This window comes from Chryseotalea sp. (genome assembly GCF_057350905.1).
Map to the genome: position 1 here is coordinate 112,728 of NZ_JBMRCF010000012.1, position 21,363 is coordinate 134,090.

The 21,363-nt window shown below is 39.2% G+C and carries 22 protein-coding genes; 16 read left to right on the plus strand and 6 right to left on the minus strand.

The features are described from left to right. Positions 1-277: 277 nt before the first annotated feature. The 5 genes from ACO1XM_RS15885 to ACO1XM_RS15905 form a co-directional block, all read right to left on the minus strand. Positions 278-838: a dihydrofolate reductase family protein gene (locus tag ACO1XM_RS15885; RefSeq protein WP_486230748.1), complete on the minus strand. Its 561-nt coding sequence runs from the start codon at positions 836-838 to the stop codon at positions 278-280. A 164-nt stretch (positions 839-1,002) separates the two neighbouring features. Beyond that, the gene (locus tag ACO1XM_RS15890) at positions 1,003-1,257 is read right to left on the minus strand and encodes a BPTI/Kunitz domain-containing protein (protein ID WP_486230750.1); all 255 of its coding nucleotides are present in this window, start codon (positions 1,255-1,257) and stop codon (positions 1,003-1,005) included. 77 nt (positions 1,258-1,334) lie between these two features. Beyond that, positions 1,335-2,279, minus strand: coding sequence for a hypothetical protein (locus ACO1XM_RS15895; RefSeq protein WP_486230752.1), 945 nt, complete (start codon positions 2,277-2,279; stop codon positions 1,335-1,337). 85 nt (positions 2,280-2,364) lie between these two features. Continuing rightward, positions 2,365-2,919, minus strand: coding sequence for a helix-turn-helix transcriptional regulator (locus tag ACO1XM_RS15900; RefSeq protein WP_486230754.1), 555 nt, complete (start codon positions 2,917-2,919; stop codon positions 2,365-2,367). 31 nt (positions 2,920-2,950) lie between these two features. After that, positions 2,951-5,791, minus strand: coding sequence for a CHAT domain-containing tetratricopeptide repeat protein (locus ACO1XM_RS15905; RefSeq protein WP_486230756.1), 2,841 nt, complete (start codon positions 5,789-5,791; stop codon positions 2,951-2,953). A gap of 207 nt (positions 5,792-5,998) precedes the next feature. On the opposite strand from ACO1XM_RS15905, the gene ACO1XM_RS15910 reads away from it, so the two are divergent. The 4 genes from ACO1XM_RS15910 (at position 5,999) to ACO1XM_RS15925 (ending at position 11,350) form a co-directional block, all read left to right on the plus strand. Further along, positions 5,999-7,189 carry an RsmB/NOP family class I SAM-dependent RNA methyltransferase gene (locus tag ACO1XM_RS15910; protein WP_486230758.1) on the plus strand — a complete coding sequence of 397 codons (1,191 nt, stop codon included), beginning with the start codon at positions 5,999-6,001 and terminating at the stop codon, positions 7,187-7,189. Between the two features lie 231 nt (positions 7,190-7,420). Beyond that, positions 7,421-9,856 (plus strand): ABC transporter permease, encoded by a 2,436-nt coding sequence (locus tag ACO1XM_RS15915; protein WP_486230760.1) that lies wholly within the window; start codon positions 7,421-7,423, stop codon positions 9,854-9,856. A gap of 194 nt (positions 9,857-10,050) precedes the next feature. After that, entirely contained in the window at positions 10,051-10,593 is a 543-nt protein-coding gene (locus ACO1XM_RS15920) for a hypothetical protein (RefSeq protein ID WP_486230762.1), read from the plus strand. Beyond that, positions 10,544-11,350: an acyloxyacyl hydrolase gene (locus tag ACO1XM_RS15925; protein WP_486230764.1), complete on the plus strand. Its 807-nt coding sequence runs from the start codon at positions 10,544-10,546 to the stop codon at positions 11,348-11,350. The genes ACO1XM_RS15920 and ACO1XM_RS15925 overlap by 50 nt, the downstream gene beginning before the upstream one ends. Before the next feature lie 392 nt (positions 11,351-11,742). Here the strand turns inward: ACO1XM_RS15925 and ACO1XM_RS15930 are convergent, their stop codons facing one another. Continuing rightward, on the minus strand, positions 11,743-12,135 hold the full coding sequence (locus ACO1XM_RS15930) for a hypothetical protein (RefSeq protein ID WP_486230766.1): 393 nt from the start codon (positions 12,133-12,135) through the stop codon (positions 11,743-11,745). A 368-nt stretch (positions 12,136-12,503) separates the two neighbouring features. On the opposite strand from ACO1XM_RS15930, the gene ACO1XM_RS15935 reads away from it, so the two are divergent. From ACO1XM_RS15935 to ACO1XM_RS15990, 12 genes are all read left to right on the plus strand, one after another. Beyond that, the gene (locus ACO1XM_RS15935; protein ID WP_486230768.1) at positions 12,504-12,923 is read left to right on the plus strand and encodes a hypothetical protein; all 420 of its coding nucleotides are present in this window, start codon (positions 12,504-12,506) and stop codon (positions 12,921-12,923) included. Positions 12,924-13,204: 281 nt separating this feature from the next. Next, positions 13,205-14,026 (plus strand): AraC family transcriptional regulator, encoded by an 822-nt coding sequence (locus tag ACO1XM_RS15940; protein WP_486230770.1) that lies wholly within the window; start codon positions 13,205-13,207, stop codon positions 14,024-14,026. A gap of 72 nt (positions 14,027-14,098) precedes the next feature. Continuing rightward, positions 14,099-14,590, plus strand: coding sequence for a VOC family protein (locus tag ACO1XM_RS15945; RefSeq protein ID WP_486230772.1), 492 nt, complete (start codon positions 14,099-14,101; stop codon positions 14,588-14,590). A gap of 242 nt (positions 14,591-14,832) precedes the next feature. Next, positions 14,833-15,375 (plus strand): NADPH-dependent FMN reductase, encoded by a 543-nt coding sequence (locus ACO1XM_RS15950; protein WP_486230774.1) that lies wholly within the window; start codon positions 14,833-14,835, stop codon positions 15,373-15,375. A 171-nt stretch (positions 15,376-15,546) separates the two neighbouring features. Then, complete coding sequence (bla, locus tag ACO1XM_RS15955; RefSeq protein WP_486230863.1) at positions 15,547-16,287, plus strand: BlaB/IND/MUS family subclass B1 metallo-beta-lactamase; 741 nt, start codon at positions 15,547-15,549, stop codon at positions 16,285-16,287. Between the two features lie 213 nt (positions 16,288-16,500). Further along, entirely contained in the window at positions 16,501-16,905 is a 405-nt protein-coding gene (locus ACO1XM_RS15960) for a hypothetical protein (RefSeq protein ID WP_486230776.1), read from the plus strand. 198 nt (positions 16,906-17,103) lie between these two features. After that, entirely contained in the window at positions 17,104-17,685 is a 582-nt protein-coding gene (locus tag ACO1XM_RS15965; RefSeq protein ID WP_486230778.1) for a Crp/Fnr family transcriptional regulator, read from the plus strand. Between the two features lie 71 nt (positions 17,686-17,756). Beyond that, positions 17,757-18,110, plus strand: a complete 354-nt coding sequence (locus ACO1XM_RS15970; RefSeq protein ID WP_486230780.1) for a SnoaL-like domain-containing protein — start codon at positions 17,757-17,759, stop codon at positions 18,108-18,110. An 11-nt stretch (positions 18,111-18,121) separates the two neighbouring features. Continuing rightward, a complete protein-coding gene (locus tag ACO1XM_RS15975) occupies positions 18,122-18,562 on the plus strand; it encodes a DoxX family protein (protein WP_486230782.1) in 441 nt (146 codons plus the stop codon). 357 nt (positions 18,563-18,919) lie between these two features. Then, on the plus strand, positions 18,920-20,329 hold the full coding sequence (locus tag ACO1XM_RS15980; RefSeq protein WP_486230784.1) for an amidohydrolase family protein: 1,410 nt from the start codon (positions 18,920-18,922) through the stop codon (positions 20,327-20,329). A gap of 181 nt (positions 20,330-20,510) precedes the next feature. After that, complete coding sequence (locus ACO1XM_RS15985; RefSeq protein ID WP_486230786.1) at positions 20,511-20,747, plus strand: MepB family protein; 237 nt, start codon at positions 20,511-20,513, stop codon at positions 20,745-20,747. 36 nt (positions 20,748-20,783) lie between these two features. Beyond that, entirely contained in the window at positions 20,784-21,359 is a 576-nt protein-coding gene (locus ACO1XM_RS15990; protein WP_486230788.1) for a pentapeptide repeat-containing protein, read from the plus strand. Positions 21,360-21,363 lie beyond the last annotated feature (4 nt).

Genomic DNA, 21,363 nt, shown 5'->3' on the forward strand with positions numbered 1-21,363 from the left:
AGTCCGTGCCTTTATCTAAAATCCGTCTGACCGCTGTTTGCTTCCGCTTTGTTTAATCAGCGTCTCCGAAAGAGCGCTGATTAGATACGGAGCGGACAAAGGTTTACAAGCTTAACTTGACAGCTCTGGTATAACGATACAATCAGGTTCTCATTTCGTATTGAGAAACAAAAATGAGTTTTAGATTTGCTGAACAGAGATCGAATAGTGAATTGTGTAGTATACCTCCTGTCGTACGAGTACTTTCTGCAGTGTAATTGAAAAAGTGTGATTCTGATTAAGTAGCTTTTTTATACCTGACGAGTACGGCTCCACTTTTTTCAAAAGTCTTTGATCCGATAAACTGAAGCTGTAATTTTTTTTGCGTGTTTTTAAAAATGCTTACCCCTTTTCCAAGCACAACAGGATCAATCAGGAATTCGTATTCATCGATAAGTCCTGCTTCCGTTAATGTTTTCACAACCTCACCACTACCTAAAATTGTTATGTCTTTGCCTTCGCCCGATTTAAGTTTCTGGATTTTCTGAATCACATCACCTTGTAAAATACTGGTGTTTTCCCAGCTTGCTGCCTTTAAGGTATTTGATATTACAATTTTCTGCGCGGTATTCATACCCTTAGCCACAATGGGGTAGAGACTGCGAGCGGTTTCTGTGGGCCAGAAGCTGTGCATCATTTCAAAGGTTTTTCTACCAAACATAAGTATGTTACCCGCGGCTAATTGCTCTTCAGAAAAACGATTGCCCTCTTCACCATGTACATGCCAGCTGATATCTTCATTTTCACTTTTATAGTAACCATTAAGGCTCAAAAAAATAAAGGAACTTATTTTTCTCATAATCTTAAAGTATTAGTGTGAAACATACTAAAGCTAAGCTGGCCTTCGTAACAATGTATGATTCACCACGTGTTAATGGAAAATTATGGAATATTTTAATTTCCTGAAATCTTTCGTGCCAGAATTATCAAATTACCGATTCAATTCCATGGCGTGACAGAACGCTATCGACAAGAACAGGCGCCTTCACACGCTTTCATACTTTCGAATGGCACCGTGCCACCACAGCCACCCCATGTAAATGACTTGCACTTTTTGTCTTTCTGGTCGTAGTAGTATCTGATAAAGGCGGCTTGACAAAGACCTGTATCAGGTTCTAATTGACAAAGTGCTGGTTGGGGGCAATAGGAATCGCACTTACTGAAGAGAAGGAGTAAACCAACAGTGAGGGTTGTTTTAATCAGTATTTTTGTTTTCATATGGCCAGACGGTACTAGTAACAACGTTGGAGGTGAAGTTATAGTATAATCTTTTTCGATTGAAAAATGACGATTGATTATTCAATAACAAATTTTTCGTTAGCGCAATCTAAAACTATCATCTTACCTTCAAAAAGTTTATTGCCAATCATTCCATCCATACCAGAAAATCGCATTAAAGTATTTTGAATAAAAGAGGTGCCTTCTATAAAGGTAACGTCTTTTAGTGGAACTTGAGTAGGGCCAAAATGAATAGCCTTATCAGATTTTTTTGTGTGAACAGTTAATGTTTTGCCCCATGAGTTGGCCTTGGTTAGCACTTCTTCACTTCCAGTACTGGCATACTCTTGATACTTCTCCTGATTTGTAATGAGTGAGTAAGCACTGGTTCCACTATCAAAAAGAAATTCGAAGTCTTTGCCATCTACTTTTCCGGGAAGAATAATTTTCCGTTTAGTAAACTTAAGAGGCTGTAGCAAATTTTTGTTGATACTGGTGGGAAGTTCAGTTGTAAACGAACAAAGGTTGTTTCTGAAGTCCATAATGGAAATGCGCTTTTCAAGCAGATCTGCACCTATGGTTCCGATGATATTCACCGAATCGGTCAGGTTAATAGATTTACCATACTCAAGTACATCAAACGTAGAAGATGAAATGAGTAAATTGCCAAGTGAGTAGGTGAGTGATGCCTGCTGTAAACTATCGCTATATTGAATGGCATCAGGAAGGTTAAGCGCAATTGACTCCAAAGCCCTTGAATAAAAAATCGTGTTAGGAGAGCCACAATCCAATTGCATGTACAACGGAGCCGCTACCCCCTGAATTGTTACGGGCAGGAGCATAGCGGCTATGTCGCTATCTTGGTTGCGTTGCCAGTAGATCGGAACATGCCCACTGGTATTTTCTACTAGCAGATCATTTTTTTTCGGAGTAAATTTTTTATTAAAATAAACGTATCCACCACCTAGTGACAGCACTATCAGGCTTACCGTAATCATCAGAATCCATTTCAAGACTAGCATAGTTTTTTTGCAGCAAAACTGCACAAGGGAAGCTATTTTCTATGCAAAACAAGGATGTCAAGTAAACGCCAATTTTACGTCAACATTATAACAAGCTGTATTTCAGCAGCATGTAAGGTCTGCCGCTACGGCTCAGTTCTACCGCATTGCGTAAAATGATAAAGAGATTAATGAAAACCAGCAGGAAGAGATTCACAAAAATAATAGGTACAGGTGTTTTTAACATGGCTTGCACAGCCGGACTGACGGATAAAAGCACCGAGGTGATGAGTGACCACAGTATTTGTGTGCTTAGCAGGTTACGACATATTTCCCGAGTACTGCCTTCTGGTTGCTGGCGGAGTAGTATGGCAGGTACTATTATATTCCCGAAAGGAATTACCATAAAGGCTAACGAGGCTATGTTGATCAGCTTTACGCGATCAAGGTCAAGAGCTGGTACGTCTTCTTGTTGAAGTTCTTCAAAAAGTGTCTTACTCTCTACTTCCAATGCCTTCGCTATACTTTTTAGAGAATAACCCTTGGGCACCATACCGGATTCAATGCGCTGCACAGTTCTCAGTGACAAGCCGGCCTTTAGCGCAAGTTCTGCCTGGGTTAAGCCCAGGCGATTACGGTGAAATTGAACTTTGTTATTCATGACTAAACACAATTGTTACTATCATTTCTGTTTAGTTACCAATCATAATAAAAGCCCCCCAGTAATAAGGTTCCTTGTATTTAGTCATGAGTTGAAGCTGTGCTTGCTTAAATGCTTTTTGCTTGTCGCGTAGCTTTATCCAATTGGTGTAGAAGTTAGTCATGAGTAATTGGGTGGCGGCATCATCTACCTTCCACAGGCTCATAATCAGGGCATCTGCACCGGCCACTAAAAAAGCACGTTGTAAACCATAAACACCCTCACCGTTCTTAACATCACCCAAACCTGTTTCGCAGGCGCTGAGAATGATTAATTGCGTGCCCTCTAAATTTAAATTCATGGCTTCGTAGGCAGTAAGCACTCCGTTGTCGTTGCTTTCCAGACTAGGCTGACTTACGCCACTAACTGTTTTACTGGCGCCTGCCAACATCAGGCCTGAGCGCAGGAGTGGATTCTCCAACGCATTCTCTGCACTAACGCCATAGGCATTGTCTTTTCCTTCTACATCCTGTAAGAAATAGCCATGCGTTGCAATATGAAGTAATTCTGGTGCTTTGATATTTTTCAGATTTTTCTCGCTGGCATCTTTTTGCATAAACTGTGTAACCTGATAACCGTTTAGCTTCAGCATTTTATTAATACCATCCAATTCTGTTTTGGTTCCTGGCAAGCTTGTTAGTTCAGGTCCGCCATAATCCGGGAAACCAATGAGGAAGGCATTCTTTTTAGGTGTGCTTGCTTTACGACCTTTAATCGCGATGAGGTCTTTAGAATTACCCAGCAAGATCATTTCGTATTTCTTAACCAGGTAATCGCCATCAACTTTTTTAAGCGTGTTCAGATTCAATTGGTTGTAAGCACCATCTAAAGACAAATACAATACTTTCTTACCCGTTAAGGCGGGTTCTATTTTGCTCCAGTATTGTTCGTAAGAAACATTGTCTGGTTGCTTTTGTTGAATGGTGTTGCGATAATATTTGGCATAACGTGTTTCCAGTTGATTGCCGTTGTCGAGTTTAATCAACACTGGTTCTTTTGTTCCCTTGGTTAATACAAGTGCCAGATAAACAGACTGGTCAGTAAAGCTTTGCTCGTAAGTATGAACACGTACAATTTCTACAATGGCCTCCTGATCATTTAACAAAGCACTTAATTGTGCATAGGAAATTTTCTGGTTGCTTATGCCTTCTGAGAAATCCTTGGAGCGTTCAGAAATTCTTTTCTCCAATGTATTGGCGGCACGTTCGGTGGAGTCGAGATTGATTTTTTGTTCCTTCAGTTCTTCCTTTGTGTAAGCGTAGTAGCGTGCCAGTGTTTCTTTCTGATCGAGCCAGTTGAAGTAGTCTGTAATCAGTGCTGCATCTTTGCTGGCAATAATACTTTGTTTGATTTTGTTGGTGGAACTTAATAAAAGTGCTTTGGTAGCAATATGGTAATCATATAAATCTTTGATCACCTCTTTGTTGGTAGCTGCAGATGCATTGGCAAAATTGTAGAAGCGTTGAAAACGCGGTGAAAGCACATCCCAATATTTGGTTTTTTCTGCTTCGCTCATGGGAGGAAAATACTGATTGATAAATTCAAGCGACTGATCCATGACAACTTTATATAATGTATACGCTTTATCAACTTCTCCTTTTTTCCAATAATGTATGGCCAGGTCTTCCTGCGACTGTGCATATAGGGGATGCGTTGTGCCTAACGCTTTTTCTCGTATGCTCAACGCCTTCGTCAGCAGTGGTTCTGCATCGGCATAGCGCTCTTTACTTCTGTAAAAATTACCTAAGTCGTTAAGTGTTTTGGCATATACAGGGCTCTCGTCACCCACATTGCTTTTATAAATGGCCAAGGCCTTTATCAAGGGCTCTTCTACTTTTTCATCTTGCCCCATTACACGGTATAACAATGCTAGATTGTTCAACAGGGCTGCATAGTCCGGGCTGGTCTTGCTGATTTTATTTTGCGTACTGAGGTATAATGTCTCTGCTTCCGCATATTTACCTGTTTGCTGATATAGTAACGCCAGGTTAGATATAAACTTCAAATGATTTTTAGATTTGCTGCCCTGCAATTTTTCAGAGATGCTCAGTACTTCTTTCAGGTCTTTGATAGCATCATCGAAACGACCGATGGTTTGCTTGAGCATGGCGAGGTTATTAAGTGCAATGGCATATTGCATGGCCTCTTTCAGATTGTTTTGCGTAAGAATAGATAATGCCTGTTCTATATCTTTTTCTGCTTCATTGTATTTGCCCAGGTTATAACGTAGTACAGCATAGTTATTATAAGAAGCCGCTACACCTGCGTTGGTTTCGCCAAGTTTGCTTTTGCGTAAATCTAAGGCTTCTGCAGTATACGCCTCAGCTTGTGTGAAGCGCCCCATGGTGGCATAGAGCAAACCCTGGTTAGCAATGGTTTTCGAATACCCAATGTCCTCAGTACCGCTGCCACTCTCAAACAATTCGCGTGCTGAGGTGAAGCGCTTCTCTGCAATCGTATACTTATTTTGCGCGTAGAATATCTCGCCAAACTCTAAATGAGCCCTCGCTTTTTCAAGCTCAGTAAGCTCTTCATTCTGCATAAACTTATTGTAGAGGTTAGCACTGGTAATCAGCTTTGCATTTCTTTCACCTTTTTCCTTCACATCGAATAGCCCTGAGTTGTCTGTGACAATAATGGAATAATCGAAATCTGTAGAGTCAAATTGTGCCCTGGTTTTATCGAGATCGTTAAGGACGAGCGTGGTGGCCTTGTTCAGGTTTTCCTTATTAGCGAGCCCCTTGGCTTTATCAAGCGCTGCTTTCTTTAAGCCTTGCAGCGGACTTTGTGCTACTACACAAACTGGAAATAAGAGGATGAATAGGTATTTCATTGTAAGAAACATATAAATTCCATGGTAAAGTTATGAAACAAAGCACAATCTGTGCCTTTACTTTAAGTACTATCCGCCACAGACACCACAGATTTACACAGATAAGGTCCAGTTATCTGTGGGCATTTGTGAAATCTGTGGCAAAAGAAAGTTTTGTGGGATAACACAGACATTTATAAAGCACAATTACTATTTCTATCTTGCAGCGTGAAATTGTATAAAAACACCACCCAGGCCGTTATTGACTCGCTTACACAGATTTTTGGCGAAAAGAAATATGCCGATAAAGTAATTGAGAAGATTCTGAAGCAAAATTCCAAGTGGGGTGCCCGCGACAGGCGCTTTATAGCTGAAACAACCTACGATATTGTGCGCTGGCATCGTCTGCTGATGGAGGTAACCCCCTGCGGCCCGCATGACTACTGGAAATTGCTGGGCGGCTGGTGTGCCATGAATGAACAGGAATTGCCGGAATGGGTAGAGTTTGAAGGCTTGAGTCGAAAGGCTATTTTGCGCAAGTGGGAAGAAGTAAAAACGGTAAGAAAAATAGCTGAGTCTATTCCTGATTGGATGGACGAACAAGGTGAGAAGGAGTTGGGCAGAATCTGGCATGATGAGCTTAAAGCTTTGAACGAAGAAGCGCGCGTGGTGTTGCGTGTCAATAGTCTCAAAACAAATGTTAAGAAGTTATACAAAGAGTTTTCAGAGGAAGAAGTAGAGGTAACGTTGGATGAGCGTTATCCTGAAGCGCTGATTCTGGCCAAACGACAAAACGTATTCAAGCTGCCACAATTTAAAGAAGGCTTGTTTGAAGTACAGGATGCTGGATCGCAGGCCATCGCACCTTTTCTGCAGGTTGAACCAGGCATGCGCGTGATCGATGCCTGTGCCGGAGCAGGAGGGAAGACTTTACATCTGGCTGCACTGATGCAAAACAAAGGCCGTATTATTTCTATGGATACAGAAGAGTGGAAGTTGACAGAGCTGAAATTGCGTGCCAGACGTGCCGGTGTTGGTAATGTAGAAACCAGGGTGATTGAGTCTACCAAAACGATCAAGCGCATGGAAAAAATGGGCGATCGTGTGTTGTTGGATGTACCGTGTTCAGGACTTGGGGTGCTGCGAAGAAACCCCGATGCAAAATGGAAATTGTCACCTGAGTTTATTGAGAAAGTTATTGACCTGCAACAAAATATTTTGCATGACTATAGTATGATGGTGAAACCCGGTGGCAAGCTCGTATATTCTACTTGTAGTTTAATGCCAACCGAAAATGAAAAGCAGGTAGCAAAGTTTTTAGCAAACAATCCTGATTTTACCTTAGAAGAAGAAAAACACATCTGGCCGAGTGAAGGCTTTGATGGTTTTTATATGGCGAGGGTGGTGAGGAAAGCGTAAGGGTAGTGTTGATAGTCGATGGTTGATAGTCGATAGTCAATGGACGATGGACAATGAACCATTGATCTATTATGTTCTCTTAAGTTGCCTCTGTTAAATATTATCAATCGGTGAGATAGGATCACTATTCCTGTAACCTTATACACTTTTTGAAGTATTCCTGCAGTAATCGGGTGCACGGTAGAACTAAATACTTCTCTTGTGCATCTAGGCATCATTAAAACCTACGTCATGCTAAAAAACTATCTCACACTCGCCATTCGCAACCTTTTAAAGCGGAAACTCTATTCCTTTATCAATATTTTCGGACTTGCCTTAGGAGTGGCCGTCTGTTTGGTTATTCTTCAATATGTTGATTTTGAATTGAGTTATGATAGTTATCACACCAAGGCAGATCGCATTTACAGAACAACAAGTTCCTATTATCAAGCGGGTGAATTCAGAGGGACAGGTATAGTGTCCGGTTACGCACAAGGACCGGCCATGCTGGCGGACATACCAGAAGTGAAGTCTTATGTGCGCACACATCCAATGTACGGAGGTGCTGTGGTAAGTTATAAAAGAGAAACAGGCGATCCTTCCACTTTTTTTGAAGAGAACATGCAGTTTGTTGACTCCACTTTTCTGGATGTCTTTACTTATAGAGCCATACAGGGTGATTTAAATACTGCCCTTGACAACCCCAAATCAATAGTACTTACAAAAAAGATGGTTGAAAAGTATTTCCTGCGGGAGGAAGATCCCCTTGGAAAGATTGTACAGATATCTGGCGGTTGGGCAGATGGTGAATATGAAGTGACAGCCGTAATTGAAAACGTGCCACAGAATTCACATTTTCCATTTGATATACTATTACCCACCCATAATTTATTAGAGGGCGGTCAGTATCAGCAAGATGATGGCTGGGGCTGGAACAATTTTATTACGTATGTAGAGTTGCATGAAAATGCAGATGTGAAAAAAGCAGAAGAAAAACTTCCTGCGTTTGTAGACAAGTACCAGGGCAAAGATCTGGCTCAATCGAACAGCAAAAATGTGATTGAATTACAACCCATCCGCGAGATCCACTTAAGTCCCGGACTCCGACATGAATCCAATGCTACCATCAGCATGAACACCATTTATTTCTTTATCATCATTTCCATTTTTATTCTTGCCATTGCCTGGGTTAATTATATCAATCTTTCTACAGCGCGTGCATTGGAAAGAGCGCGTGAAGTGGGTATTAAGAAATCCATTGGAGCGCACCGCACACAATTGATGATGCAATTTATTTTTGAATCGGTATTGGTTAATTTCTTGGGTGTAGTGCTGGCAGTACTAATCGCTTTGGGCTTGCTCCCTACCATGGGTGAAATTGTAGGTAAAGATTTCTATTTCAATTTTAGTGATCCACGTTTCTGGATGATCCTCACCGGATTATTTTTGGTGGGCTCTTTTATCTCAGGCGCTTATCCGGCCTTTGTTTTATCCTCGTTCAACATTACAGAAGTAATTAAAGGGAAAGTTGAAAAAGTGGGTGGAGGATTTTCATTGCGCAAGGTGTTGGTGGTGTTTCAGTTTGCTTCTTCATTGATTTTGATCGCTGGCACCTTTGCTATTTACAGACAGGTAATGTTTATGCGCAGTCAGGACAAGGGACTGACCATGGAGCAAATGTTGGTAGTAAATGGTCCGAGTGTACTCGAGCGACAAGGCGCCAGACAACGACTCATTTCTTTGAAAAATGAATTGAAAGAAATTCCAGGCGTAAAAAATGTGGCAACATCGGGTGCTATACCGGGGGGTGGTTATAACTGGGGCACAGGCATGCGCAAAGATGGAGCAGCTGTTGAAGAAAGTAAAAATGGAAGTGTGGTGTGGGTAGACCCTGATTTTGTGCCGACTTATGGTATTACGGTGTTAGCAGGTCGGTCATTCAACCCTGCTATTGTTTCCGATATGGAATCAGTGTTGGTGAATGAAGCGGCTTTAACGGCTTTTGGATTAGGTACACCAGAACAAGCATTGGAGGAACGCATTATTTTGGGTGGTGATACCGTGGCCATTGTGGGTGTACTTAAAAATTATCATTGGAACTCGCTGAAGACAGAGCACTCGCCCTGGTTGTTGAAGGCGGATAGTATTTCACGCAGAAGTTTTTCCTTGCATTTGAGCAGCGATAACATGCCAGAAACCATCCGTCAAGTAGAAGCTAAATACAAAGAAGCTTTCCCGGGCAATCCATTCGATTATTATTTTCTTGACGACTTCTTTAACAAACAATATAAAGACGACCAGCAGTTTGCCAGCATCTTCAGTTTGTTTGCCATACTGGCCATACTCATCGCCTGTTTGGGTTTATGGGGTCTGGCTTCATTTACCACTACACAAAAGTTGAAAGAGATAGGCATACGCAAAGTATTAGGTGCTTCGGTGAGCAGTATCATGTCGCTTTTATCGTGGCAGTTTTTTAAACTGGTGTTAATTGCCAGTGCGCTGGCCATACCCCTTACCTGGTACGGTATTGATACGTGGTTAGACAACTTTGCCTTTCGCATAGGCATACAGTGGGATATGTTTGTGGTGCCGATTGTAGTGCTGAGTGTATTGGCTATAGGCACTGTTAGCTTACAAATATACCGGGGTGCGAACATTAACCCGGCTAAGACCTTGCGCTCGGAGTAAGAGTAAGTATAACTTGTTAAACAGGATAAAAGTACCCCGCGCGGGGTGCTTTTATTTTTATATGCGTTTCACTATTTCTCGTCTGGGTGAACAAAAAATATATCAAGGAGAACAAGCTGATTTTGAGGTTTTCGGGGTATTTTAGTGGTGTTTTTATAAGTGAAATATATACACGGACGTTGTATGCAATAATTATGACAGGGCAACCAAGAAATAACATCACGACTGAGAGAGCGACCGACCTGTTAACGAAGGGACGACCTTTAACTGATTGTTGTATCGATGGGCAAGTTGAAATTGAAACTAATCAAACTTGGGACAAGGAAGTTGTAATTCAGAACTGCATTTTAGAATATTTTTCGGGTAGTGGGACACGGTTTCAAAAACCTGTAAGATTTATAAACTCGCATTTTAAAAAATGTCAATTTGTCTTCACATATTTTCCTGGAGGACTAATTATTGACAACTGCACATTCGACAACTATTTAGATTTTCAAGCAGGGGGGCATAATGCAGATGGAAATGAAGTCAGAATAACAAACAATGACTTCAATGACTTCGTTAACTTTTTTGACTGTTGGTATCAGGACAAAGTCACTATCTCTGATAACAAATTCCGAAAGGGGACAAATTTGTTGGGAAAACCAAACAAGATTCCTGTAACGTTTGGCATTGAACCTACAATAAATGGCAACATTGGACAGATTGATTTGGATCACGAAGGAGAAAGCGAATAATAAAAACAAACCTCGATATATAGAGAGGATGAGGATAAAAACATTAGTTCTGATAATTGCTATTTTATTGACAAATTATTCGTTCGGACAAGTCAATAAATCTCTTGGATCACTCCCACCATTTACGAAATGGTATCAAAACCCATTAGGAATAAGTCCAATTTCACTGCACACTGGTAATGGAATCTACTTGCCTGCTATAGCTGCAACAGCAATTATAATTTTCACAACGAGGGACACGACACTAAGAAATCGAATCACTTTTTATGACGACATTGGTGTTTCTTATGGATATTACGCAAGTATGACGACTGTCTACCAAAATAACATTGGCCTTTTGTTTAAAATTAGGAAGTATATGTCTTTGGGAGCCGAATTTTCTACAGTCCATGTTATAGACGACAAGAACAATACTTGGGGAGTTGGACTTCGACCTTTTGTGAGATTTTACGCAATTCAGAGAGCCAGTTTTAAACTATTTTTTCAAAGTGGCGCAGGTCTCATTTTATTTGCTGACAATTATCCTAAACCATCAGGCTTCTTTGGTGACAACCGAGAAGGAACACAACTAAATGGCAGTCCTAAATATGGTATAGGGACTGAGTTTAAAATCAACAGCCAATTAGCAGGACAAGTTGGACTTTGGCATATCCATTTCTCAAATGGTGACCATCCAAGTTATGAAAGAAACCCTGGACACGACAGTAATGGATTTTCGATAGGACTAATTTATCGACCAACTAAAGATATGGAGTGATTTTATCTGCGGTCGGTGTTATCACCGATCACCTACTTAAGTGACAAGTTTTGCAATAACCTGATAAAATACACACTGTAAAAGTGAATGCGGTTCGGTGAAAACACCGACCGAGTGTGAAACTACAAGATAGGGTTTGCCATCATTTGAGAGATGGAGTTTGAGCGCTACGAGAATTCAGAATTTTACATCGTCTAATTGTAGGAGTATAGACAGCTACCACCAACAGCAGTTTCTTAAATAATTTCTAAAACTACTTATTGACGGATTTAACTGTTTCGGCCCCTTAATAACATTGTTTTACTGTGCGATCGCTTGATTGTATTTAATGATCTCACCACCAGTAATACCAGAGAATGGCGGGTTAATTTTTTACAGGCTAGGTGTATCACTCATTTTTTTGCTTCTATTTCATTGATGATAGCAAAAAAGCCCTTAAGCTGTGGCGGTTTTATGTTGAGAAGCGAAAGCTGCTTTGTCTCACCATTCATTTTTATTTGAATTTTAGTGGTTCCTCCATCAAGTATATGTTCGTTTGCATATTCTTCCTTCATCTTCATGATCTTTTGGTCTACAATCTCCTGGTAAAGCCTGAGAACGTCTGCATGATTGACAGCGATAGTGAAGTTCTCAACTTCTGAGTATTGTACCAGTTCGAACAAAATCATTTCGGAGGAATCGCCCTTTCGCCTGAGCTCTTTGGAGTAGCCAAAGTCTCCCGGTCCTGCAGGGATAAGTCTTATTTGCAAATTAAAATCAGGTGGAACTTGTCCCTGTTTGGTCATGCAGGTAAGCTGGAGAAACGTAAGTAAAAAGAATAAAACTATAGTGCTTATTTGATTATTTACCCACAACATGGATACGACTATTAAATATTTCCTTCAAAAACTAATGCTCCATTGCCAGATAATTATTAATGGATTTCAATTTATTTCGTTGATTCTCATCTCCAATGATTAAATGTAGGAAATAACATTTGTTTCCCCAACAGGCGCAAGCGTTACGCTTGTGCCATCACATATAGTTATAATTCATTAGGAAGCTCATAATTCAATATAAATGTCCAAGGAAATGCAGTTGAATTAAATTGTATTGTTTAAATAGCAGCACAAACGAGACGTTTACGCCTTTCGAGTATAAGTATCAAATACGCATGAGTAATTTAAATTTCGTTTGCCCATCAGCGCCTGAAGATAAGAGAAAGTATATTGCTGATCTTGGCAAAATTCTGTTAACAGATTATGGAAAAAAGAAGTATTACAAGCCAGAGGAAGTAAAGAAGGCACACAAGAAGAGTCAATGGAGTCATTATGACTTTAGTTGTTGGGGCATGAGTACCTACTCATCGCATACTGACTTCGATAATTACCATGAAGAGGCTGGCGAGCTTTGTGATTATACCACAATGAAAGCTGAAATGTTAGAAGGTATTTCGCTAACAGATTCAATTCATTTGACAGACTTACCTGACATTGACCTGGATGCCTCCTGGCTGGATATTGGTGAATTAACAGACAGTATTCTGGAGGGCGTGGGGGAGTTCTTCTCTGCAATTTTAAGTAATATCGATTAGTAATAAGGGATAAACCAGTAAAGAGGTTATATGACTAGTGTTGTGTTGGTAATCCCCTACAGGTGGGAGTGTCTCACTTGTGTCATTTACCTGTGGTCAGTGTTATCACCGACCGCCTACTTAACAAGTTTTGCAATGATCTGATAAAACACACACTGTAAAGGTGAATGCGGTCGGTGAAAACACCGACCGCAGGTGAATAATTTGATTATCAATTAAAATTTGCCATTAAAGATACATCTCCTTCAATTATATTTATGATTTAAATTGATAGCTAATCAATGAACTATCAAACATTTCAACCTCATCCAGACTTACAAGCGCTAGTCAAGTGTCATTGGACATTAGAGGTACCAGCAGAAATTGAGGCGCCAAAGCAAAGAATAATTTCTGATGGTTGCATTGAAATGGCTTTTGTACTGGGCGATGACATCAAACGCTACACATCAGAGACTGATTTTATTCTACAGCCACGCGCTATGGTGATCGGACAAATCATTGAGCCTTTTTTTATTCAACCCACAGGTTATGTCAACACCTTTGCCATTCGCTTTTACCCTTATGGTTTTGCTAATTTCGTAGATACGCCTATCAATGCCTTGTCTGATAAGGAAACAGCACTTGCAGAACTATTTGGCGAGCCAATAGCTATGGCACTGGAACAAAAAATAGTGGAAGCCCACGATACAAAAGAACGAATAGCGATTGTAGAGGATTTTTTATTAAGTGCACTCAATAGTAAAATCACGATTGATAAAATTGTGAAAACAACTATTGATGCCCTTGTTTCCACAAGGGGGAACAAATCGATCAACAGCATACTCAACAGCGATTCATCCAAAAGACGACAGCTGGAGCGCAAGTTTGCTAAACAAATAGGGCTAAGTCCCAAACAATTGGGTAAAGTAATCAGGTTACAGGCGGCCCTGAAAATGTTGTTAGGCGAAAAGTCAGCGAAACTTTCCAGTATTGCTTACGAGAGTGAGTATTATGACCAGGCGCACTTCATCAGAGATTTTAAGGAATTTACAGGAACCAACCCGACAGCATTTTTAGAGGATAAAAATATGCTGCTTTCTTCCCTGATTTATAAAAAAGACTAAGCTTGTCGCATTTGTACAATTAAAGCATTTTACCTTACAGTAAATTGCCTGCATAATTTAAATTAGAAGCTAATGAAAAAATTGATTATCAGCATGGTCGTGTTTTTTGGATTGAGCTTTATGGCTTGCACAAATCAGACACCATCGAACGAACAAAAAGCAAGTGTAACAGAGCTAGCTAAAACAGATAGTCCTATGAATAATTTAGTGTCGATTGTGGAGATTCCAGTAACGGATTTAGGAAGAGCCACCAAATTTTATCAAAGCATTTTAAACGTCAGCATTGAAGCAGTGGAAATGGGTGATACACAGATGGGTGTTATACCCAATGATGTAGGAACGGTTAATGTGGTGTTAGTAAAAGGAGGTGATTATAAGCCTACCACAGAAGGCGCTGTTCTTTACCTAAATGCAGGTAAAGATTTGCAGGTGATGCTGGAGAAAGTTGAAAAGAGTGGTGGACAGGTAATAGTGCCTAAAACTGAAATCAGTCCTGAGATGGGTTTCTTCGCACTCTTCATCGATACAGAAGGCAATAAACTCGGCTTGCACTCAACTAATTAGAAAAGCCCTAAACCAGGTCGTACTACTTATGGATGTTTAAATTTTGATCTGGTTTGTTGTGGAATGAATCTTTAGATTTCATTGTGAAAAGATGTGTCAAGAAGAGCAAGTGTATTTTTTTGGGCAAATCTGTTTTACTGCCAGTAAATTACAAAAACAAGATCTTTAACTACTAATTATATCTACCAAATCACACTGTTTTGTAACTTGCTGCTACCGGATGTGGGTTAACAACAAGTAGGATGACAAATAAGAAAAAAGTATTAGCCATCGTTGGTAGTGCCAGTGCAGATTCAGCAAATCACAAACTTATTGAGCATATCAAGATAGTAAGTCATGCGTATTTTGACCTAATCATTTTTAACGATCTGAAAAGTCTGCCACATTTTGATCCAAAACTTTCTACGGATAATCCACCCTTAGCGATTATCGATTTCAGAAAAGCCATTGAGCAAGCAGATGGAATAATAATTTGTACGCCAGAATATATTTTTAGTATTCCGAGTGGATTGAAGAATGCCATTGAATGGTGTATAGCAACTACTGTTTTTATGGACAAACCAACAGGGCTGATTACTGCATCAGCACATGGGCAAAAAGGGCACGAAGCATTACAGCTGATCATGCAAACAGCCATGGCTAATTTTACCCATGAGACTACTTTACTGATTCAGGGTATCAGTGGGAAATTTGATAAGCAAGGGGATTTGACAGATACAGAAACCTTACAACAAGTACATGGTTTTATTGAAGCCTATAACAGGCTGGTGAATGGTAATTCTTAACATGATCTTGAATCGAAAAACGGAAGAATTTGGCTGCCAGACTTCAATAATCAATTAACTATTTTGTAATCTTGAGCTTGCAACAGGTAACAAAACTGATGCTATTCATAACGAATTAAGTTAACGAACATGGCTAGAAAAAATACGATGAAGATTATACTAAACAAGGCCATGAAGCCACTGGCCGCCATCCTGTTTTACTTCTTTTTTAGTGTAAACGCTTTTGGACAAGACAACACCAGTAAACTTGAAATATCCCGTTTAGCGGAAAACTTTTATGTATACACTACTTACAGTTATTATCAGGGAAGTCGGATATCGGCTAATGGACTTTATTTTTTAACCGATAGGGGGGTGGTTATGATCGACTCCCCCTGGGATACCACCCAGTTTCAGCCCTTGCTGGACAGCATAAAAGTAAAGCATAATAAAACGGTGGTCATGTGTATTGCTTCTCACTTTCATGAAGACAGAACAGGAGGGCTTGAATTTTATAGAAGTAAAGGGATAAAAACCTATACCACCAGACGGACAGACGAGCTCAGTATAAAAAGAGGAATGAAAAGAGCCGAATTCTTAATTGAGAAGGATACGGTGTTTACGGTCGGCCAATATTCCTTTCAGGTATTTTACCCAGGGCATGGTCATACACCCGATAACATTGTGCTTTGGTTTGAGAAAGAAAAGATCCTGTACGGTGGTTGCTTAATCAAAAGCATGGAGGACAATACCCTCGGTAATTTAGCGGATGCAAGTATTAAAGACTATGCCACTACACTGAAAAACGTGCAGCGAAAATGTAAAAACCCCCAATACATCATTCCCGGCCATAATAGCTGGTCGAATGCAGAAGCCCTGAGCCATAGCTTACGTATGGCCGAAGCACTTAGGTTGAAGACCTATCCGAAGTAAACGAAGATTATTGACGGCCTGATATTCTACTGATGCCCGCTTAAAAATGTGATAAATGATTGGATAAGGATTGATATTTAACAACTTTCCTTTCAGAACTTTATAAAAGCTCCCGATATTAGAGGCTATATACCACAGCCGGGGCTCCAGATATTGGAAATATATTCAATAGTTGAATATAGTCGGACGTAGTAAGACATGTTTCAAATACAGATGAGAACTATAACTGGGGTAATAATACTACTGACTACATTGGTCATCATTAGTTGCAGCGGACAAATCAACATTAACGACTACATAGTCTCATCCCGACCGATTCAATTAAAAATTTACGACAGGACTGACTCAATATCAAGTTTCTATACACCAAGGTTGACAATCGCAAAGGAGGATCAAAAATTTAGAGATTTGATTCTTTGGGGAGGTAAGAATCTGGATAAATGGAAATCGTCTCCAGTAAGTTATGCAATGGCTGACCTTTATGTGACTCAGGACGACTTTCATCTGCGTTATTGGAAATCGGGTTTTGTCGTTGTTGAATTCAAAGACAAAGAAGGGAGACAAAGACAAATGACAAGGAAAACAAGGGACGGAGAATTTGACTCCTTATTTAAGTGAGGAGAAGAAACAGGCCTTACAACAATGTGCCTGTGCAGTTTAAATTTTATTAATTATTTTTAAAGGAAAACTTAAACTGCACATACACGAACGTTGTGGCCAATTGTACCAGCTCGTGAACAATGACTTATAAGCGGACAATTTGATCAAGGGTCATTTAATCGTAAAAGCAAATTTGAATGTTGATTAGAATAAGCTATGGAATTTGATCGTATACTTCATAATGTTGCCAAGCATGTTCAACTTGATAAAACCGAAGCTGATTTCTTTAAATCATTACTGCAAAAAAAGTCTATAAATAAAAAGGACTATTTGCTAAAGCAAGGTGAAATTTGCAAAACAGAGAATTTTATTATCAAAGGTTGCTTGAGAACTTACACAATAGATGGTAATGGCTTTGAACATATCGTCATGTTTGGTATTGAAGACTGGTGGGTCGGTGACCTTTATAGTTTTCTAACTGAAACACCTGCACAATTTTTCATTGACGCAATAGAAGAAACAGAAGTCATACAAATTACAAAGCATAACCTAGATATTTTGTATGAAAGAGTACCGAAATTTGAAAGATTCTTCAGGCTAATTATTCAAAATGCATTTATTGCCCAACAGAATCGAATCAACCAAAATCTCTCGTATACAGCAGAGGAGCGTTATCTTGAATTTGTTAAGAAATATCCGCTCTTTGAACAGCGAATTCCTCAAAAACAACTTGCTGCCTATCTGGGGATTACGCCCGTTTTTTTAAGTATGATTAGGCGAAAGCTTAGTCAAAAGTGATTTATTAAAGTAGTTTAATTTTTTCCATTCCGCCATCCTGCTTCTTTGTGCTGTAAAATCAAAACAAGCACATGGAAACAATCAAAAAAAAATTGGAAGAATTAAATCAGTTGGTATTAGAGGGCAAAGCTTTACAAGCCTTTGAACAGTTTTACCATCAAGATGTGGTAATGCAGGAAAATGACCAAGTCCCGACAATTGGAAAGCAAGCTAACCGAATAAGAGAACAATCTTTCTTTAGTAATATCACAGAATTCAGAAGCGCTAATGTCTTGGCAATTGCAGAAAGCAATAATGTAAGTTTTGTCATTTGGAAGTATGACTACACGCATCGAGAGTGGGGAGTTCGCAACTACACTCAAGTGTCAGTTCAGCATTGGCAAGAGGGTTTAATTGTAAAGGAACAATTTTTTTACGGCAACTAATTTAGCTTAATATGAAATCTATTTTATTTAAGACGAATAACGACTGGGTTGGTTTTGTAAATCGACTTACTATCGGAATCATACTTTTTCCCCACGGTGCTCAAAAAATGTTTGGGCTATTTGGCGGATATGGTTTTTCAGGCACAATGAATTTCTTTACTTCTACAATGCATTTGCCTTGGTTGATTGCTTTTTTAGTAATTATTATTGAATTTTTTGGTTCTATTTCATTAATCATGGGATTTTCAAGTAGAATATGGAGCGCACTGTCAATAATTTTAATGGTAGGTATTATCTTCAGTTCACACATTGACAATGGCTTTTTTATGAATTGGTTTGGTAACCAAAAAGGGGAAGGTTATGAGTATCATTTGCTAGTGATAGGACTTTGTATTACAACTTTAATTAATGGAAGTGGTAAATTCTCTATTGACGGACTAATGAAAAAATAAACAACGACAAATGCCTTTTAGTTGATAAGTCGGGGCTGATACTTAAATTATAAGTAAGCCCCCTTATTTTTTACAGTCGACAGTGACAAAGTGGGTAAAATGAGAGAAAGACTTATGCACTTGTGCAGCAATCCGAGGGCTTCAGAAAAAAATGTTGCCCAACATCAGGCTTAGCCGTGCTCTGGAAATTGGTACATCCTTAGGTTTGTACTGGTTTTCAGATTGCTTACCTTAGTGATTAAACAGATGGAGCCGTATGAAGAGATGCATTCCGGATATATCGGCTTACGCTTTGTGAGAACCTGAGGGAACAACTCCTTGAGATGACTCGACTGGCAAGTATTAAACCTTTACGAGATGAGCAGACTTTTTTGTGGCATACTACTTTTCCTGGTCCTACTTTCTTGTAAACAAAGTACTACGGGTGACATTTTAATTGAAAATGTAAATGTTGTAGATGTAGAGGCAGGTATTATTATTGCCAATCAGGATGTAGTAATTACTGGCAATAAATTAACAAACATCTTTGATCATGGCAGTGAGAATGTTATATCAAAGATTTTGATTAATGGTGCCAATCAATTTCTTGTTCCTGGCTTCTGGGATATGCACGCGCATATGATGAGAGATAAATGGTATGCATCACAAATGCCGCTATTAAGAGCAAATGGCATTACAGGATTTCGGGAAATGTGGGGCGACCGTAATACAGCGAATTTTGTGAGGTCCCAAATTGAAAATGACAGCTTGCCTTATTTTCGTTTTGTTGCCGCTGGACATATACTCGATGGTAAACAACCTTTTTGGCCTGGCGCCATTGCAGTGGAAAGTGAAAACAGGGCCATACAAATTGTAGATTCATTAGTAAATGGTAAAACAGATTTTATTAAGGTCTATAGTTTTTTGACGCCTGACGTGTTTTACGCCATCGCTAAACGATGCGAAGAAAAGAGAATCACATTTGCAGGACATGTACCTCATACCGTTTGGCTAACCGATGCCTCTAAAGCTGGCATGGCTTCCATGGAACATTTATATGGGTTTTTAATGGAGGCTTGCTCAAAGAGTGATTCAGCCATGGCATTGATGCAACGATCTGTAAAGGCTTTCGAAGAAGGAAACAAGAAAGAGCGGAAAAGCGCTTCACTTCTTTTTCATTCTCTTGTTTTAAATCATTTCTCCAATGAGAAAATGAGAACTATCGCGAAAACGTTAAAAAAGAATAATACATATGTTGTACCAACACTTGTAACATTGCGGGGCGAGTATTTTACAAATGATACATCATTCACAAATGATAGTAGATTAGACTACATGTCTGCGGAAACACTGACCTACTGGAAAGAGACAACTGAATATGATATAAACAATAATACAGCGATTGACTGGGAGAATAAAAGAAGGCGTTGGCAGATAGAACAAGAAATAATGAGAATCCTGATTTCAGAAAAAGTTCCTATCATGGCAGGTACTGATGCAGATAATCCCTACGCATTCCCTGGCTTCAGTTTACATGATGAAATGGCTTTATATGTTGAGTGTGGAATGACACCTGTTGAAGCATTACGTTCAGCAACGCTTATTCCGGCAAAATTTCTTAAAATGTCCGATTCGATTGGTACAATCCAAATAGGAAAACTAGCAGATTTGGTTCTATTAGAAGCAAATCCCCTGGAGGATATAAAAAATACAACTAAGGTAACTACAGTGATTGCTAATGGAAAACTATACGACAGAAGTTATATTGATTCTATTTTAAAAAAATAATCATTAGAGCTATCATTACTTATCTTTTAAATCCTTCAAAAGTAATTCTTACAACTACCTATTAAAGAATTAAACTATTTCGGCTTTTTAGTAGTATCAATCAAGCTCTTTCTTTAATTGAGTTGCGCAAAAACCAGAGCAGTCTGTATAGGATAGACACAGTAAAGCCTTGTGCGGATGAATGACCAGTCACACAGCCCTGATCTTCTCAGCGTCAGTAGTAATTAAGAAAAATAGAGTGGCAAAGTGCTGTACTCCTGACGCGCGCGGCATACGTGTTTATCCTCCCTGGGTTGTTGTTACCAGTAAGCAGGCTGCCAACACACAAAGCTGGCAAACAAAGTATTTTATTGGTATAGAACCTAAGAATGAATTTGATCAAAATATAGTAATTTCATATTTCGGAGAGAATCATTGAAAATTGTAAATGTTGAAATATGCTACTAGTAAAATGATGAATAATATAGAAGATCAGGCTTTTGATAAAATCAATTTTCAAACTGAACTCTTTGAGAAAGGTGAGTATGAAAAGTGTATTTTCAATCAATGTGATTTTTCTAAGGCCGATTTGTCTACTTGCCGATTTACGGATTGTGTCTTTACTGCTTGTAATTTGAGCCTTGTTAAATTGAATAAAACAGCTATTCAGGATGTGTCCTTTAAAGAATGCAAGCTACTAGGCTTGCATTTCGAAAATTGTAATGAGTTTGGACTTTCTTTTTCTTTTGAAAATTGTCAGCTTAATCACACTTCTTTTAATAAGCTTAAAATTAAAAGGACAATTTTTAAAGAATGCAAGATTCAGGAATGTGATTTTACTGAGAGTGATTTGACAGGGGCTATTTTTGAAAATTGTGACCTCACTAAAACGTTATTTGAAAACACAATACTGGAAAAAGTTGATTTCACATCGGCCTATCAGTATTCGATTGATCCGACCAATAACCGTATCAAAAAAGCAAAATTCTCTCTTTCAGGTTTGCCGGGTCTCTTGAACCAATACGATATCATCATTGAGAATAATCTTTAAAAGT